The organism is Pannonibacter sp. CBAS1226 (assembly GCF_055685825.1).
On record NZ_JBVOUO010000001.1, the window covers coordinates 648,839 to 666,442 of the forward strand.

A 17,604-nucleotide genomic window follows, 5' to 3' on the forward strand; every position below is an offset into this window, starting at 1 on the left:
TCACCTGTTCTTAGTGCTGAAAGGAACCTGACGTGTTCGCTCCTATTGGCGGAATTGTGCCTGTCGTCCTGACCCCGTTTACCCCGGACAACCGGATCGACTGGGAGGGCTACGAGGCCCTGATCGAGTGGTATCTGGCCCATGGCAGCGAGGCGCTCTTTGCCGTCTGCCAGTCTTCCGAAATGCAGTTCCTGAGCCTTGAGGAGCGGGTGGACCTTGCCCGCTTCACCATGGAAAAGGTGAAGGGCCGCGTGCCGGTGGTGGCCTCGGGCCATATCTCGGACAGCGCCGGAGACCAGAAGGCGGAAATGACCGCCATTGCCGCCACGGGCGTTGACGGGCTGGTGCTCGTGACCAACCGCCTGGCGCAGAAGGACGAGGGGACGGATGTGTTCCGCGCCCGCCTTGATGATCTTCTGGCAGCTCTGCCGAAGGATGTGCCGCTGGGCCTCTACGAATGCCCGGCGCCTTACCGCCGCCTGCTGACGGATGACGAGATCAGGTTCTGTGCAGACACAGGCCGCTTCCTGATGCTGAAGGATGTCTCGTGCAATCTGGACGTGGTCAAGCGCCGCGTTGCCCTGACCAAAGGCTCGCCGCTTGCCATCAGCAATGCCAATGCGGCCATTGCCTATCCGGCGATGCAGGCAGGCTCCAGGGGCTTCTGCGGCGTCATGAACAACGTGCATCCGGACCTCTACCGCTGGCTGGAGGATCACGGGGCGTCCCATCCGGAGCTGGCCGAAGAGCTGGCCGTGTTCCTCGGCCTTGCCGCCATGTGCGAGCCAATGGGCTATCCGAAGCTTGCCAAGGTCTACCATCAGCGCCTCGGCACCTTCCGGCATGACCACTGCCGCACCATCACCTATGACATCTTCGACAAGTTCTGGGCGCTGGATGTGATCCTCGACCGGATCGAGCAGGGCACGGCGCAGTTCCGTGAGAAGATTGCAGCGCTCGGCTGATACCAGGACGCAACGGGCTTGACCGCTTGAGTGCTGGCCAAGCCCGTGTGGCGCATGAGCAATCTCAAGGCGTAATGCGGCAGTAACAAACGCCTTGAGATGCGGAGTTGCCGGCAAGGCCGGATGGAACCTTCCCTGGACTTGCAGAATTTGACGAGGGCGTTAGTCCTTGTCCAAAGCGGCAGTGATCCGCTGCGCGCAAGTCCATGGAGCCGCCCTGCATGTTCAGTCAGACGCCTGCCCGCCAGACGCCTGTCCACCTGTCCCGCAAGCCCCTCCAGACCGTCTTGAGAGACCGGGCAGTCAGGCTGAAAATCAGCACGGGCGCTCTGCTGCTCGCCCTGTTGCTGGGCGGAACTGCCCTGCCGCCATCTGCCTTTGCGCAGAGGCAAGAAGACCTCACCATCCCGCAGGACATGACCCGCTACATCGGACCGGTGGCGGCGGAGCGGGATGATCTGCGGCAGGCGCTGACCCATGAGCTTGCCGAGAAGGAACCGTCGCGGGCGGGCGAGCTCATCACTACGCTGGTCAACAGGACGGCAACCGCCGGCGGCTGGCCCGAAACCTATGCCGTCATTGCCGCACAGGCGGCTCCGCTGATGGAGCGGCTGGAGGGGGGTGAGCTTGACGCCTTCCTGTTCGATTTCTCTGTCGCTGCCGGCAATGCCGGAAAGCCCGCCGAGCAGGATGCCCTGCTGCGGCAGATGGTTGAAGGGGCGCAGGAGAACAAGACGGAGGACGCCCGCCGCTACCACCGCGCGCTGGTGAACAAGGCCTATGCGCTTCTGTCCACGGACCGGGACGATGAGGCCTTCGACGCCCTCATGGCCGCGCTGGACACGCTGGAGGCCTCCGGCGAGGACGGCCACTTCTTCAACACCGTGTCCGAGGGCGGTGATGCCTTCATGACCCACGCCTCTGCGGAGATGGCAGCCGAAATCTATGAGCGCGGCATGACCTCGCCGCTGTTCGCCAGCACCACGAGCCCCGGCCGGGCCTTCCTCATGTTCAACTATGCCGTCTTCCTGCGTGACACGGGGGTGTATGACGAGGCGCTGCGGCTGCACCTGCCTGCGATGAACGAGCTCTTCAGCATCTTCGGGCCGGAGAGCAAGGAGGGCTACGATGCCTATGACGGTCTTGCCCAGACCATGCATGCCGCCGGGCAACTGGCGGGTGCGGAAGCGGCCTACAGCTATATGGTGCCGCAGATGTGGCGCCTGTTCGGGGCGGACGATCCGGATTACTGGCGTGTCAGGAACAATCATGCAGCCGTGCTGCGCTCGCTGAAGCTGCCGTCCGATGCGCTGATCATCGACTTTGACGTCTACCTGAAGCGCCATGACAAATACGGCAATGCGGCGCCCCTGACGCTGGCATCGGCCCTGAACATGGCTCACGACCAGCTGGATCTGGAACGCTGGGAGGACGCGGAGCGGACGCTGAAGTCGCTTGAGGCTATCGCCACCGATATGGACTACGCGCCGCGCTACATCCAGATGATCGCTGCCTGGCGCGATTATGTGGCTTACCGCAGCGGTGTGAAGGCGATTGAGGATGCGGCGTTGCGCGATACTGCCGGGCTTGAAGGGCGTACTGCCGGAACCGAGCAGCGGCTGGCCTATCTTGATCTCTATGCCTCGGAGGCGGAGCGGCGGGGGTATGACGATCTGGCGCTGACCTACCGCGAGGGCGCCCGGGATGTGGCCTATGAGCGGTTTACCGAGGCTCATCCCTTGAGTTTCGAAGCAGAGCTTGCGCGCCTGCAGCTGCTGAGCCGGTTGAAGCCGGAAGAGGCCGCAGAGGGCTTCCGGCAGCTGGATGCGGCGATGTCCGGCTGGACGCGGGCAAATGTCACGGCGGCCGGAAGCCTGAGCGCCGCGCGCTCGGCGCGCATTCTGGCCGATGACATGCTGGCGGCCTTCGCGGATTTTGCGCGGGACAACGCGGATGCCGCCCGCCACTTCGCCGCCTCGCTGGACAGCTGGAAGACCCTGACGCGCCAGACCGAGCTTGATCTGCGCCGGGAAGCCGAAACAACGGAGGACCAGGCCTACCGGGAGCTGATCCTCACCTATTTCCGCAAGTTCGGCCGCTTCCGCGAGCTGGTGACGGGCACGCTCTATACGGACGAGCTCGATCCCCAGCGGAGCGAAATGGAGGAGGCCCGCAAGGCACTCAACGAGGCCCGTGCGGCGCGTGGCTTGCCCGAGGTGACACCCTGGTTCCGTGGGCCGGTGACGCTTCCCGGAGCGGTTGCGGAGCCGGAGGCGGGGGATGTGATCGTGGATCTTGCGGTCACCCGCAGATGGCCGGTGGAGCGCCGGGGCTATCCGGATGCTTACGAGCTCCGTGCCGTGATCTCACGTCCCGGCCAGCCGCCGCAGGTGGACCAGATCGGCACCATTCGCATGAAGGATGGCGAGGCCCCGGCAGGCTTCGTGATGAAGGCGATCGAGACGCGCCTTGCCAAGGTTCTGGCTTCGGCCGCCGAGGGCGCGGGCTCGCTGTACATCATCCCGGACGACTCGCTCTATCAGTGGGCGCTTGCCGAACTGAGGACCGGGGATGGCAAGCGTCTGGGCGAGCTGGTGGACGTGCATCTCATTACCAGCCGCGAGGCCTATGCCTACCGGGACAGCCACAGCAGGCCGGAACCGGGCGCAGGGATTCTGCTGGCTGGCGGGCTGGACTATGGGCCCGATGCCAGTGTGGTGCCCTTGCCGGGAACGGCCAGCGAGGTTCAGGCGATTGCGGAGCTTGCCGGTGCGGCCGGCTTCAAGCCCAGCCTTCTCACCGGCAAGACGGCGACTGAGAGCGGAGTGCGGGCCGGGGTGGAAAGCTCTTCCATCATCCATCTCGCCACCCACGGCTTCTACCGGGAAGATGATGACGGCGCCGCGCGGCTGACCAATACGGGTTTCGTACTGGCGGATCTCCAGGACAGCGGCGAGGGCGATGATCCGTCCGACAATGTTGTCCATGCCCGCGAGGTGCTGGACTGGAACCTGAGCGGCGCCGGGCTTGTCATCATCGCTGCCTGTGAAACCGCACTGGGAGATCCCGGGGTCACGGCCACGGTGCGCGGCCTGCCGATGGCGCTCTCCATCGCCGGTGCCCGCCGCTCGCTGCTGACCATCGACAACGTGCCGGACCGGGCGACCTCCCGTTTCATGATCCGCTTTCATGAACACCTGCTGCGCGATGGCATGAGTTATTCCAAGGCCTTCATCGCCACCAAGCGCGATGCCTGGGCCGGGCGGATCGAGGGTGTCGACCCGGAGCTGACCTATGCCTTCGTGCTGTTCGAGCACTGAGGCCGGGTCAGATGTGCCGCCAAGAGGCGGTCAGGCGGGCGCGGGCATACCGGGAATTACACATTGGCAGGGCTGAGGCTTACCTTTATATTTTCAAAATAATGAAAATATGGGAATCCCAATGCCCGCATCGACTTGCCCCGTTCCTTCCGCGCCGCGGCGTGGTCTTTGTGATCCTCAGCGCCTGATCTGCACGGCTGCTGTCATTGCCGCCTTGCTGCTGCCCGCGGGGGCTGGTGCGGCTGATCTGGCGGTCCAGCCGCTGGAGGTGACCGACTGGAAGGCGGTCTATGCGACCGTCGAACCGGCCGTCCGGGTGCCGGTGCGGGCCCGCACGCAAGGCACGGTGACGGAGCTCGCCGTGAAAGAGGGCGATGCCCTGCAGGCGGGGCAGAGGATTGGCCGCATCGTCGATGAGAAGCTGGCGCTGCGGCGGCAGGCGCTCAGCGCCCAGATTGCGGCAGCGCAGTCCGAAGCGGCCAATCTGGAGACGGAGGCCGGCCGGGCGCGGCAGCTGCTGGCGCGCGGCACCATCTCGCAGGCCCGTGTCGATCAGCTTGAAACCCAGCTGGAGGTGGCGCGCAACAGCCTGAGAGCCGCCGAAGCCGAGCGCGATGTGCTGGACCAGCAGGAGCGGGAAGGCGAAATCCTGGCGGCCGCCAGCGGCCGTGTCCTGTCCGTGCCCGTCGCACTGGGGGCGCTGGTGATGCCGGGCGAAACCATTGCCGAGATCGCGCGGGAAGGCTTCATCCTGCGGCTGGAGCTGCCCGAACGCCATGCGGGTCTGATGAAGGCCGGGGACACCCTGCACCTGCCGCAAGAGGCGGGCGCTGCCCGGCGCAGCGGCGAGATCACGCTGGTCTATCCGGAGCTGCGCGGCGGGCGGGTGATTGCCGATGCCTCTGCGCCGGACATGGGCGACTTTTTCGTCGGTGAACGGATTCCGGTCGAGATCGCCACGGGCACCCGAAGCGTTCTGGCCGTGCCGGAGGCGGCGCTGACCACCCGTTACGGGCTTGATTATGTGCAGCTGCGCCGCAAGGACGGCAGCGCTGCGGCCATCACCGTGCAGCGCGGGCAGGCGTTCGAAACGCAGGATGGCCCGCAGGTGGAAGTCCTGAGCGGTCTTGCCGCCGGTGACGTGGTGGTTCTGCCATGAGCCAGACACCCAACGGCATGCCGCCTCAGGCAGGCCTCGGCCTGTCGGGCCACCTGACCGCCGTTTTCATCGCCTCGCCGCTGACGCCGCTGCTGCTCTTTGCCTCGCTGATTGTCGGGCTCATCTCGCTGGCAACGCTGCCGCGCGAGGAAGAGCCGCAGATTTCCGTGCCCATGGTGGATATTCTGGTCAGCGCCGATGGCCTCAAGGCCCCCGATGCGGTCAAACTCGTCACCGAGCCGCTGGAGACCATCGTCAAGGCCATCAATGGCGTGGAGCATGTCTATAGCCAGACCCAGGATGACCGGGTCATGGTGACGGCCCGGTTTCTGGTCGGCACGCCCTCCGACAGCGCCATCCTCCGGGTGCATGAGAAAATCCGCGCCAACATGGACCGCATTCCTTCCGGCATTCCCGAGCCGCTCGTCGTCGGGCGGGGGGTGGATGACGTGGCCATCGTGGTGGCAACGCTCGCCCCGGATGCGGCCTCGGCAGAGACCTGGAGCCCGTCAGCGCTCTACGGCCTGGCGCAGGAAGTGCGCACATCGCTGGCGCGGCTGGATGATGTGGGGCTGACCTATCTGGTGGGCACGGGCCCGGACGAGATCCGGGTGGAGCCGGACCCGGAACGGCTGTCGCGGCTGAATGTGACGCTGGACCAGCTGCTCGGCAAGATCACCAGCGCCAACCGCTCGTTCCTCGCCGGCACCGTGCGGCAGGACGGTGAGGCGCTGCAGGCTGTGGCGGGGCAGACGCTCGGCACCATTCCGGCCATCGGCAACCTGTTGATCACCAGCCGCGATGGCCGCCCGGTCTATGTCAAGGACGTGGCCACCATCACGGTTGGCGCAGGCACGGAAGACCGTCAGGTCTGGCATTACGGCCGTGACGCGTCCTCCGGCAGCCTGACGCCGGTGCCGGCCGTCTCCATTGCCGCGGCCAAGCGGGCAGGGGCCAATGCGGTGCTGATCGCCGAAGAGGTCCGCGAGCATCTGGAGAGCCTTGAAGGCTCACTGATCCCGGAGGGTGTCTCCGTCCACATCACCCGTGATTATGGCGAAACGGCCAATGAAAAGGCCAATGAACTGCTGTTCCATCTGGCGCTGGCAACGGTGTCCATCGTCATTCTGGTGGTGGTCGCCATCGGCTGGCAGGCGGGGCTGGTGGTGGCCATCGTCATTCCCGTGACGATCCTGCTGACGCTCTTTGCCGCCCAGATGATGGGCTACACCATCAACCGGGTGAGCCTGTTTGCGCTGATTTTCGCCATCGGCATTCTGGTGGATGATGCCATCGTGGTGATCGAGAACATTGCCCGCCACTGGGCCATGAACGATGGCCGCAGCCGGGCCACCGCGGCGATTGCCGCCGTCGCGGAGGTCGGCAATCCGACGATCATCGCCACGCTGACGGTGGTGGCCGCCCTGCTGCCGATGATGTTCGTCTCCGGCATGATGGGCCCCTACATGAGCCCGATCCCGGCCGTGGCCTCGGCGGCGATGCTGTTCTCCTTCTTTGTCGCCGTGGTGCTGACGCCCTGGGCCATGCTGAAGATCGCCGGGCGCAAGGCGGGCGAAGGCCACCACGAGGCGGCAGACGGGGGCAAGCTGGGGCGGATCTTCCGCGCCGCTGCACGGCCAGTGCTGAAGACGCGGGGCCGGGCGCTTGCCTTCCTGCTGCTGGTCGGCGTGGCCACGCTTGCCAGCATGGTGCTGATCTACACCCGGCACGTGACGGTGAAGCTGCTGCCCTTCGACAACAAGTCGGAGGTGCAGGTGGTGCTGGACATGCCGGAGGGCACGGCGCTGGAAATGACCGCCCGCCAGCTGGGCGAGGCAGTGCGCCTGCTGGAAGGCGTGCCGGAGATCCTGTCCGTCCAGGCCCATGCGGGGACGGCTGCGCCTTTCAACTTCAACGGCCTTGTACGGCATTACTTCCTGCGCAGCGGGCCGGAACTGGGCGACCTGCAGGTCAATCTCCTGCCCAAGGGGGAGAGGTCCCGCGAGAGCCACGCCATTGCGCTTGAAATCCGTGAGCGGCTGGCGGGGCTCGATCTGCCGCGCGGCTCTTCGGTGAAGGTGGTGGAAGTGCCGCCCGGACCGCCGGTGATGGCGACGCTGCAGGCGGAAATCTATGGGCCGGACCCAGACACACGCCGGGCCGTGGCCCAAAGGGTCGCGGACGTCTTCAAGGCCGTGCCCTATATCGTGGACATTGATCTCAGCCAGGGGCTTCCTGCCGGGCGCATCCGCATCGAGATCGACAGCGAGAATCTGGAGTTCCATGGCGTCTCGGAGGCAGACGTCTACCAGACCATCAGCACGCTTCTCGGCGTCACGCCTGCGGGCTATTCGCACCGGGGTGAGGGGCGGGCGCCGCTCGCTATTGTTCTGGCGCTGCCGAAGGCGGACCGGAGCCTCGGACAGAGGCTTCTCTCGACGCCCGTGGCCGCCAATGCCATGCCGGGCAGCCGGGGTGTCGTCGAACTGGGGGACGTGGTGCGCCTCACCCGCGAACCGGCGTCCCACCTCATCTACCGTCACAATGGCCGCCCGGCCGAACTGGTGACGGCGGAACTCGCCGGGGAGTTCGAGGCGCCCATCTACGGCATGCTGGCGGTGGCGGACGGCATTGATGCGGCAGACTGGGCGGATCTGCCGAAGCCGCAGATCAGCTATCACGGCCAGCCCGTCAGCGATGACGAAACCGTGCTTCTGTGGGACGGGGAGTGGGAGGTGACCTTCATCACCTTCCGCGACATGGGCGCGGCCTTTGCCGTGGCGCTGCTCGGCATCTATGTGCTGGTGGTGGGGCAGTTCCGCTCCTTCACCGTGCCGCTGGTGATCCTGACGCCGGTGCCGCTGACACTCATCGGCATTCTGCTCGGGCACTGGATCTTCGGCGCGCCTTTCTCCGCCACCTCGATGATCGGTTTCATCGCGCTGGCGGGCATCATCGTGCGCAACTCGATCCTGCTGGTGGATTTCATCCGCCATGCCCGCAAGCCGGAACGCTCCCTGCGCGATGTGCTGCTGGAGGCGGGCTCCATCCGCTTCAAGCCGATCCTGCTGACGGCTGTGGCGGCGATGATCGGCGCGGCGGTGATCCTCACCGATCCGATCTTCCAGGGGCTGGCGATTTCGCTGCTCTTCGGCCTTGCATCCTCGACGCTGCTCACCGTGCTGGTGATCCCGGCGATCTATGTGGTGCTGCGGGAGGATGGCCGGGCGTGAGGCAACGGCCTGAGATGTCCTTGTCTCAGGCCGTCCTTTTCCTCACTGCGCCATGGCGCCATTGGCAAAGGCGATGACGCCGTCGGCGATGAACTGGATGGAGAGGGCGGCCAGAAGCACGCCCAGAAGCCGGGTGACGACCATCTGCACCGTGTCGCCCATCAGCCGCTCGATCTTGTCGGCCAGCAGGAACGCGCCCATGCAGCAGGCAAGAATGCTGAGGATGACGCCGCCCACACCGGCGTAGGTCGCCGTATCCGGTGCCTGGCTCGACAGCAGGATGACGGCGGAAATGGCCGCAGGACCGGCTATGAGCGGGATGGAGAGCGGGAACACGGCCAGCGCATGAAGATCCTGCCGGCTGTGCACCACCGCCTTCTCGGCCGTCTCCGACTTGCGCTTGTTGCGGTGGTCGAACACCATTTCAAAGGCGATGGCAAACAGCAGCAGGCCGCCCGCAACGCGGAAGGCCGGGACGGAGATGCCCAGAAGGTTCAGCACCGTCTGGCCGCTGAAGAAGAAGACGAAGAGAATGGCCCCCGCCGTCAGCGTCGCCCGCACCGCCACGCGGCGCCGGTCGGCGGCTGAGACACCAGAGGTCAGCGCCAGGAACATGGGCGCCAGACCCACCGGATCGATGGTGACGAAGAGCGTCGCAAATGCGTTCAGGATGAACTCGATCAAGACCATTCCCCCCAAGGATTCCGGTGACCATGTGCTTCTTTATAGCAGCGCATCGGGCCATTTTGCCCGCATGCTGCCGCATTCTTTTCCGGGGGCTGTGAATTGTCGCTGTAAACCATTGAATAGCATGGCGAATATCTGGCCCTGCCAGGGCAGGGCGATTTGGAGAGCAGGGCGGAATCGGCTATAAACGGCGCAGCATAAAGAGAGAAGGCGAGCAACTCCTTGGCCGATCAGGATTCAAGTACGCCGGGCGCATCCCTGCCGTCCGACATTCGCCCCGTCTCCATCACGGATGAGATGAAGCGCAGCTATCTCGATTACGCCATGAGCGTGATTGTCAGCCGCGCGCTTCCCGACGTGAGGGACGGGCTCAAGCCTGTTCACCGGCGCATCCTCTATTCGATGCACGAGAACGGCTACGAATGGAACAAGCCCTACCGCAAGTCGGCCCGCGTGGTCGGTGACGTGATGGGTAAATATCACCCGCATGGTGACAGCGCGATCTATGACGCCCTCGTGCGTATGGCGCAGAACTTCTCCCTGCGCCTGCCGCTCATCGACGGGCAGGGCAATTTCGGTTCGGTGGACGGCGACCCGGCAGCGGCCATGCGCTACACCGAATGCCGTCTGCAGAAGGTTGCCCACACGCTTCTGGATGACATCGACAAGGATACGGTCAACTTCCAGGAGAACTACGACAGCTCCGAGACCGAGCCTGTCGTCCTCCCGGCGAAGTTCCCGAACCTGCTTGTCAATGGCGCAGGCGGCATCGCCGTCGGCATGGCCACCAACATTCCGCCGCACAACCTCGGCGAAGTGATCGATGGCGCCATTGCCGTGATGGAAAATCCGGCGCTCAGCCTCGGCGAGCTGATGGAGATCATCCCCGGCCCGGACTTCCCGACCGGCGGCACGATCCTGGGCCGCTCCGGCATCCGCTCGGCCTATGAGACGGGCCGTGGCTCGCTGGTCATGCGCGGCAAGGTCGAGGTGGAGCAGCTGCGCGCCGGGCGCGAGGCGCTGATCGTCACCGAGATCCCCTATCAGGTCAACAAGTCCACGATGATCGAGAAGATCGCCGAACTGGTGCGTGAAAAGCGCATCGAGGGCATCTCCGACATCCGCGACGAAAGCGACCGCCTCGGCATGCGCGTGGTGATCGAGCTGAAGAAGGATGCCGTCGCCGACGTGATCCTGAACCAGCTCTACCGTTTCTCCTCGCTGCAGCAGAGCTTCGGCTGCAACATGGTGGCGCTGAACGGCGGCCGCCCCGAGCTGATGACGCTGATGGACATGCTGAAGGCCTTCGTCGTCTTCCGCGAGGAAGTCATCGGCCGGCGCACCCGCTTCCTGCTGGCCAAGGCGCGTGACCGCGCCCATGTGCTGGTGGGCCTTGCCATCGCCGTTGCCAACATCGACGAGGTGATCCACCTCATCCGCACCGCGCCGGACCCGGCCACCGCCCGCGCCCTGCTGATGGGCCGCGACTGGCCGGCCAAGGACATGGAGCCGCTGGTCCGCCTCATCGACGATCCGCGCCACACCGTCAATGCCGACGGCAGCTACCGGCTCTCCGAGGAACAGGCCCGCGCCATCCTCGACCTGCGCCTGCAGCGCCTGACCGCCCTTGGCCGCGATGAAATCGGCGATGAGCTGAACAAGCTCGGCGACGAGATTTCCGACTATCTGGACATCCTGCGCTCCCGCGCCCGGGTGCAGCAGATCATTCGCGATGAACTGCTGGCCATCCGCAACGACTTCGCCACCCCCCGCAAGACGGAGCTGGTGGAAGGCGGCGCGGATCTGGAGGACGAAGACCTCATCCAGCGCGAGGACATGGTGGTCACCGTCAGCCACGGCGGCTACATCAAGCGCGTGCCGCTGGCGACCTACCGCGCCCAGCGCCGGGGCGGCAAGGGCCGTTCGGGCATGGCGACGAAGGACGAAGATTTCGTCACCCGCCTGTTCGTGGCCAACACCCACACGCCGGTGCTGTTCTTCTCCTCACGCGGCATCGTCTACAAGATGAAGGTCTGGCGCCTGCCGCTGGGCGGGCCGACCTCGCGTGGCAAGGCACTGATCAACATGCTGCCGCTGGAACCCGGCGAGCAGATCTCCTCGATCATGCCGCTGCCGGAGAACGAGGACACCTGGGGCGATCTGGACGTGATGTTCGCCACGACGCGCGGCACCGTGCGCCGGAACAAGCTGTCCGACTTCACCCAGATCAACCGCTCCGGCAAGATCGCCATGAAGCTGGAAGAGGGCGACGGCATTGTCGGCGTCTTCACCTGCACCGAGCATGACGATGTGATGCTGACGACGGCGGCCGGCCAGTGCATCCGCTTCCCTGTGTCCGATGTGCGCGTCTTTGCGGGCCGCAACTCGGTCGGCGTGCGCGGCATCAATCTGGCCGACGACGACCGCCTGATCTCCATGACGATCCTGCGCCACTTCAACGCCACCTCGGAAGAGCGTGCCGCCTATCTGAAGCTCCGCCGCCTGATGCGCGGCGAGGCCGATGATGCGGGCAGCGAAGCCGTGGCCGACGACGGGGAGGAAGCCGCCGCCGGCGAACTGCCGCAGGAGCGCTACGCCGAAATGAGCGCGGCGGAACAGGTGATCCTCACCGTCTCCGAAAACGGCTACGGCAAGCGCACCTCGTCCTTCGAGTACCGGGTCACCGGACGCGGCGGCAAGGGCATCACGGCCATGGCGGTGAACAAGCGCAACGGCCCGCTGATTGCCTCCTTCCCCGTGGAGGACCGCGACCAGATCATGCTGGTGACCGACGGCGGCCAGCTGATCCGCTGCCCGGTTGACGGCATCCGCGTCGCCGGCCGCGCCACCCAGGGCGTCATCGTCTTCAACACCGCCGAGGACGAAAAGGTCGTCGCCGTGGAACGCGTCAGCGAGGAAGACGACAGCGAAGAGTCCGTGGACGGCATCGCCGCTGAGGGTGCTGCCGGTGAGGGCGCTGGCCCGGAAGCTGGTGAAGACACTGGTGGTGAGGACACGGGCGGCGAAGAGTAAGCCGCACGGTGTTCCGACGCAGAAACGACAAGGGCCGTCCCATGTGGGCGGCCCTTTTTGCATGGTGGGGATGATCCAATGGGCCTGTTCTTCCCTCAAGTTGGGGGTGGTGCAACCCGTCTTGTTTCCTCGTATGAAGAATGGAAACAGCCGTCGGTTGCACGATGTGGCCAGAGCGTCATGATTTGTTGTATGATATCTGACGATTGCTGCGTAAGGGGGGATGAAATTGCTTAGTCTTGGCGGAAAATATAAAGATCTTTCCCTGGCCGCAATGTGTGCCTGTCACAGCCCTGGCGCTCAGCAACTGCTGGCCAGGATGGGCAGGGAGATGTCGCGCCGGTCAGCTCTCAAGGCAATTGGGGCAACACTTGCAGCGCCCGCATTGGGACTTGTAAATCCTGCCTTTTCGCAATCGGCGGCAAAGCCCTTGCTCTTTACGAATGTCAATGTTTTTGACGGCGTTAACCCGAAGCTGATCGCCGGGCAGCATGTTCTTGTCGAAGGCAACCGGATCAAGGCACTCGTGCCAGCCGGAGAGACAGTGGCTGATGCCGATTCCATTGACTGCGGCGGCAGGACCCTGATGCCGGGCATGATCGACGCGCACTGGCATTCTATCCTTGCCGGAATTTCCCAGATGACGGCGGTGACTGCCGATGTTCCTTACGTCCATCTGGTTGCCGCCCAAGAGGCCGAGCGTACGATCTTGCGCGGCTTCACAACAATTCGGGATGCGGGGGGGCCTTCGTTTTCCCTGAAGCGCGCCATAGATGAGGGACGCATTGCAGGGCCTCGTATCTATCCTTCCGGGGCCATGATCTCCCAGACCTCAGGGCATGGCGACTTCCGCCTGCGCACGGAGTTGCCCCGGTCTCCGCAGACCAATCTCAGCGGGGCGGAACAGGCTGGCATTTCAGCGATTGCCGATGGCGAGGCGGAGGTGCTGCGCCGCGTCCGGGAGCAACTGATGCTCGGCGCCAGTCAGATCAAGATCATGGGCGGCGGCGGCGTAGCCTCCAGCTATGATCCGATCGACACGCTTCAATACACCGAGGCCGAAATCAAGGCTGCTGTTTCCGCAGCGGCTGACTGGGGGACTTATGTTTGTATCCATGCCTACACTTCGGCCGCCATACAGCGCGCGCTTGCGTGTGGGGTGAAATCCATTGAGCATGGCCAGCTCGCGGACGATGAAACGGCTCGACGTATAGCAGATTCCGGCGCTTGGTGGAGCATCCAGCCATTCCTGGCCGATGAGGATGCCAATTCATATCCTTTGCCGGAGCAGCGGGAACAACAAAGGCGCATTGCCGAAGGCACTGCCCGTGCTGTGGAACTTGGCCGCAGGTACGGTGTCAAGATGGCGTTGGGTACCGATGTCCTGTTCAACCCGGCGGGAACCGCGACCCAGGGCAAACAGCTGGCCAAGTTTGCAAGATGGTATGACAATGCCGAGGTCCTGCGCCTTCTCACCAGCGGAAATGCAGAGCTTGCGGCTCTGTCCGGCGCACGCAATCCTTATCCTGCGAAGCTTGGACATATCGAGGCCGGAGCCTATGCGGACATTCTGGTGATTGATGGCAATCCCCTTGAAGACATTACCCTGATTGCTGACCCTGACCGCACGATGAAACTGGTCATGAAGGACGGGCGCATCCACAAGAACACGCTGCCTGCGTGACCGGAAGGGGGATACATTGAAACGAGCTGCTGCGTTCACCATCCTGCTTTTGTGCTGTGTCCAGGTAACAGACGCGGCAGAAAGTACTTCTGGTCCGTTTGCCCCGGCTCATGAGGTGACGGATAGCCACCAATGGGTGGTTCAGGTCACACCCTATCTCTGGGCGGCTGGCCTTGACGGGCGCATCTCGCCCTTCCGGCGCGGCCCCGCCGTCGATGCTGACAAGCCGTTCCGGGACGTTCTGGATGACCTGAATTTCGGCGGGTTTGCCAATTTGTGGATACGGCGCGACCGTTTTGTGTTCTCAGGTGATGTCATGTATGTCAACACCACTGATGCCCGGGCGAGCGGGCCACTGCCTGCGTTTCAGATTCCGGGCTTTGGCATTTCGATCCCTCCGGAAGCTGCCGTCAGCGGAAGTGTCAACACAGAACAGTTGATGGCGGCTCTACAGGGGGGGTATCGCGTCGTCGACACGCCCCGGTTCACGCTTGATGCGCTTGCAGGTGTTCGTTTCTGGCATATCTCCAATGAGCTCAAGGTAACGGCTGAACATGCCGCTATTGGCCGGCGGACTGCCAGCCACGGCGAGAGCTTCGGCTGGGCCGACCCACTCGTGGGACTGCGTGCGTTTGTTCCGATGACGGAACAGCTCTCGATACAGGCTCAGGCTGATGTGGGGGGATTTGGGGCTGGTGCCGATCTTACTTGGTCGGTGCTTGCTACCGCAAATTATACATTGAACGACAGGCTGTCCTTGTCGGCTGGCTATAAGGCACTAAAAGTCGATTACGATCACGGCGGGCATGTTTACGATGTTCTTCTGAGTGGTCCTGTTTTGGGGATGACCTTGCGGTTCTAGGGACCGAAATGAGCTGCAATCAAGTTTTTGCTGCCCTGAGATCTTTTGCGTTCTGCTGTCTCCAAACAAAAAAAGGCGGATGAGGCTGCTGTACTCATCCGCCTTCAGTCGCGGGGGGAAGTTTGGGGGTAGGGAGGAGGTCAGAGGTGGGGATCAGCCTTCGACCGGGGTCCGCACGAGGACCGAGACACCGCCGCCGGGGCGCTGTTCCACCGTGGTGGTGGTGGAGATGGTGCGCACCGTGCGCTCGCCGTTGAGGGTGGCGAGGACACTAGCGGCGAAGAGTAAGTCGCAGGCTGTTCTGACGCAGAAACGAACAAGGGCCGTCCCAAGTAGGCGGCCCTTTTTCTTGCATGGTTGCCTCTCCATCGTCCTCGCGGAGGCGCCCCGCGCGATCCGGGACCGGAGAGTCGGCGTACCCATTGTTCTTGTCTCAAGGCCAAGCCTATAGACCTCGGCTCGCCGGTTCCGGATCTCCGCTCCGTCCGGAATACAGAAACTTTAATTGGGATTTCTGCGACAAGATGGAGTGCACTTTCTTCGACTCCTCAAGCGGCCGAAACTGACGGGTGACGGCGAACACCCCACTTCAGCGTCACACCGAGGCTTGCGATCAGAATGCAGCCTACGCCAGCATATTGCGCCAACCCCAGCCGATGGCCATAGACGAGGGCATCCACAACGATCGCAGTGGCCGGATAGAGAAACAGCAATACGGCTGCCAAGGGCGTTGGGAGCTTCGGCAGTGCGTTATAGAGCAGCATGTATACAGCACCAGTATGCACGACGCCGATGACGGCAAACCACCCCCATTGAACGGGTGATACCTTCAGAGGTCCTGCCGGCACGGCCAGCGCCAGGAGCACTATGCCGCAAAGACACTGCACGAAGGCTAATTGAGGTCCGGTGATGCCCGTCAGTCCTTTGGCGATAATCGTAACAATGGAATAGAGAAACGCACCGCCAAGCGCACAGCAAATTCCCAGCAGCCAGGATGCATCGGCAGTGGTCTGGCCTTCGCTGGACCCGGTGGCGAAAGCGAGCCCGATCAGGGCAACGGCGATCCATAAGAGGGTGGCGGCATGCAACCGTTCACGAAAGACGAACGCCCCGATCAACACCACCATGAACGGCTGAACATGAAAGACGATCGTGGCGACCGCGATACCAATGTGTTGCATGGCTGTAAAGAACAGCACCCAGTTGCCGACCATCAGCAGGCCACTGGTAAATGCAAGACCGAGCACTCTTGGCGGCAGGCGCAACACGCCGGAAAGATTACCCCGCATGGCACTATAAAGTGCCAGCACCAGGCCACCGATTACACATCGGTAAAAGGTGACGGATAGCGGATCCGCATTGCTTTCCAGAACACAGACCCCAAGAATTCCCAACAACATCTGGGCAGATGCCATGCCGAGGAAACCTTGAATGTGCCTGCTCATGCTGTCTCGCTCCTGATGCACCTTTGCTTGCTTCAGGATTGGACTTTTCCAATTAATTGCACAATCAATATAATATGAACATATTCATTGGAGTTTCCAAACAATCATGGAACTTAATCACACCTTGCTCCGGACCTTCGTCGCATGTGTCGATTTGATGAGTTTCACGCGGGCGGCGTCTGCCGTGCATAAATCGCCGGCCACCGTTTCCACGCAGATCTCCCGGCTCGAAGCTGAAGTAGGGGCACCGCTCTTTATCCGCGACACGCGCAATCTGGCTCTGACCCAGGCCGGTGAAGAACTGGAGGCCTATGCACGGCGCATTCTACGGCTGCATGACGAGGCCGTGGAAGCTTTCCGCAAGCCCGATATTGCCGGGTCGATCACCATCGGCGCGCCTGATGATTATATCTCCCATATCATGCCGCCCGTGTTACGCCGTTTCGGCCAGCTGTTCCCCCGCGTCGCCATTAAGATCGTTTGTTCTCAATCAACAGTGCTTGTGCCGCAAGTCGAGAAGGGAGACATTGATCTTGCCATCGTAACACGGTCGCGGGGTGTGCAAGGTCAACTCCTGCGACAAGAGCCTATGATCTGGATTGCCTCCCGCGATCGGATTGCGTTGGAAAGGCGTCCGCTTCCTGTTGCATTGTTCGAACCGGGAAGTCAGGCACGTGCCGTTGTTCTGGCCGCATTGGGGAAAAGCGATATCCGCTTTCAGCCGGCTTATGAAAGTTTCAGCCTGTCGGCTCTTCTCACTGTGGTTGAGGCTGGGCTTGCCGTGGCTGCCGTCACGCGCATGTCGGCCCCGTCCTCTGTTGTGGAACTGACGCAGGCTGATGTGTTGCCTATGATAGAGCATCTTGACGTTGCCCTGATACGCAGCGCTGGGTCCAACAATTCGCTTTGCGATTTCATGGCGGAAGCAATTCACGCCAGTGCAGAAGGGATGACTAGATAGGACAATGGCAGAGCTTGACACTTTCAGGACGCAAGCTGCCGCATCGGCAATGTCGCGAAATCCTGAGTTTCGCAACCACGTCAGCCGAATTGAGTGGCTTTAGATAATTGCCGCAAGAAACGAGTGCAAAAATTAGGCTTACGCGGATATTTTGCGGCAGATTCCCGCCATGTCTTGCTGAATAGAGCCGTCATCTAGGGGCAGGCAACGGCAGCTTTTCAAAGAGTGGCAGAGAAATCCGCCATTCCGGGCATG

The 17,604-nt window shown here is 63.1% G+C and carries 11 protein-coding genes; 8 read left to right on the forward strand and 3 right to left on the reverse strand.

All coding sequences use genetic code 11. The features are described 5' to 3' along the window. Window positions 1–32: 32 nt before the first annotated feature. From AC0CMF_RS02930 to AC0CMF_RS02945, 4 genes are all read left to right on the forward strand, one after another. Complete coding sequence (locus AC0CMF_RS02930) at window positions 33–965, forward strand: dihydrodipicolinate synthase family protein (protein WP_374628156.1); 933 nt, start codon at window positions 33–35, stop codon at window positions 963–965. A 221-nt stretch (window positions 966–1,186) separates the two neighbouring features. Further along, window positions 1,187–4,285 carry a CHAT domain-containing protein gene (locus AC0CMF_RS02935; protein WP_374628157.1) on the forward strand — a complete coding sequence of 1,033 codons (3,099 nt, stop codon included), beginning with the start codon at window positions 1,187–1,189 and terminating at the stop codon, window positions 4,283–4,285. A 121-nt stretch (window positions 4,286–4,406) separates the two neighbouring features. Next, a complete protein-coding gene (locus AC0CMF_RS02940) occupies window positions 4,407–5,444 on the forward strand; it encodes an efflux RND transporter periplasmic adaptor subunit (RefSeq protein ID WP_374628158.1) in 1,038 nt (345 codons plus the stop codon). Beyond that, entirely contained in the window at window positions 5,441–8,677 is a 3,237-nt protein-coding gene (locus AC0CMF_RS02945; protein ID WP_472480940.1) for an efflux RND transporter permease subunit, read from the forward strand. The genes AC0CMF_RS02940 and AC0CMF_RS02945 overlap by 4 nt, the downstream gene beginning before the upstream one ends. Window positions 8,678–8,719: 42 nt before the next feature. On the opposite strand, the gene AC0CMF_RS02950 is transcribed toward AC0CMF_RS02945, so the two are convergent. Further along, window positions 8,720–9,367 (reverse strand): MarC family protein, encoded by a 648-nt coding sequence (locus AC0CMF_RS02950; protein ID WP_374628160.1) that lies wholly within the window; start codon window positions 9,365–9,367, stop codon window positions 8,720–8,722. A 219-nt stretch (window positions 9,368–9,586) separates the two neighbouring features. Between AC0CMF_RS02950 and gyrA the strand changes: the two genes are divergently transcribed. From gyrA to AC0CMF_RS02965, 3 genes are all read left to right on the forward strand, one after another. Then, window positions 9,587–12,397 carry a DNA gyrase subunit A gene (gyrA, locus tag AC0CMF_RS02955; RefSeq protein WP_374628161.1) on the forward strand — a complete coding sequence of 937 codons (2,811 nt, stop codon included), beginning with the start codon at window positions 9,587–9,589 and terminating at the stop codon, window positions 12,395–12,397. 331 nt (window positions 12,398–12,728) lie between these two features. Further along, complete coding sequence (locus AC0CMF_RS02960) at window positions 12,729–14,081, forward strand: metal-dependent hydrolase family protein (protein ID WP_472480942.1); 1,353 nt, start codon at window positions 12,729–12,731, stop codon at window positions 14,079–14,081. Between the two features lie 16 nt (window positions 14,082–14,097). Then, entirely contained in the window at window positions 14,098–14,943 is an 846-nt protein-coding gene (locus AC0CMF_RS02965) for a porin family protein (RefSeq protein ID WP_374628163.1), read from the forward strand. A 153-nt stretch (window positions 14,944–15,096) separates the two neighbouring features. On the opposite strand, the gene AC0CMF_RS02970 is transcribed toward AC0CMF_RS02965, so the two are convergent. Both AC0CMF_RS02970 and AC0CMF_RS02975 read right to left on the reverse strand, forming a co-directional pair. Next, complete coding sequence (locus tag AC0CMF_RS02970; protein ID WP_374628164.1) at window positions 15,097–15,312, reverse strand: hypothetical protein; 216 nt, start codon at window positions 15,310–15,312, stop codon at window positions 15,097–15,099. A gap of 179 nt (window positions 15,313–15,491) precedes the next feature. Next, the gene (locus tag AC0CMF_RS02975; protein ID WP_374628165.1) at window positions 15,492–16,388 is read right to left on the reverse strand and encodes a DMT family transporter; all 897 of its coding nucleotides are present in this window, start codon (window positions 16,386–16,388) and stop codon (window positions 15,492–15,494) included. Window positions 16,389–16,494: 106 nt separating this feature from the next. On the opposite strand from AC0CMF_RS02975, the gene AC0CMF_RS02980 reads away from it, so the two are divergent. Beyond that, window positions 16,495–17,349, forward strand: a complete 855-nt coding sequence (locus AC0CMF_RS02980; RefSeq protein WP_374628166.1) for a LysR substrate-binding domain-containing protein — start codon at window positions 16,495–16,497, stop codon at window positions 17,347–17,349. Window positions 17,350–17,604: the final 255 nt, after the last annotated feature.

Excerpts from the sequence above, each read along its gene's own strand:
- AC0CMF_RS02935 (WP_374628157.1), top strand. The coding sequence starts at position 1,187 with ATGTTCAGTCAGACGCCTGCCCGCCAGACGCCTGTCCACCTGTCCCGC.
- AC0CMF_RS02940 (WP_374628158.1), top strand. The coding sequence starts at position 4,407 with ATGCCCGCATCGACTTGCCCCGTTCCTTCCGCGCCGCGGCGTGGTCTT.
- AC0CMF_RS02945 (WP_472480940.1), top strand. The coding sequence starts at position 5,441 with ATGAGCCAGACACCCAACGGCATGCCGCCTCAGGCAGGCCTCGGCCTG.
- AC0CMF_RS02950 (WP_374628160.1), bottom strand. The coding sequence starts at position 9,367 with ATGGTCTTGATCGAGTTCATCCTGAACGCATTTGCGACGCTCTTCGTC.
- AC0CMF_RS02960 (WP_472480942.1), top strand. The coding sequence starts at position 12,729 with ATGTCGCGCCGGTCAGCTCTCAAGGCAATTGGGGCAACACTTGCAGCG.
- AC0CMF_RS02970 (WP_374628164.1), bottom strand. The coding sequence starts at position 15,312 with ATGGAGAGGCAACCATGCAAGAAAAAGGGCCGCCTACTTGGGACGGCC.
- AC0CMF_RS02975 (WP_374628165.1), bottom strand. The coding sequence starts at position 16,388 with ATGAGCAGGCACATTCAAGGTTTCCTCGGCATGGCATCTGCCCAGATG.
- AC0CMF_RS02980 (WP_374628166.1), top strand. The coding sequence starts at position 16,495 with ATGGAACTTAATCACACCTTGCTCCGGACCTTCGTCGCATGTGTCGAT.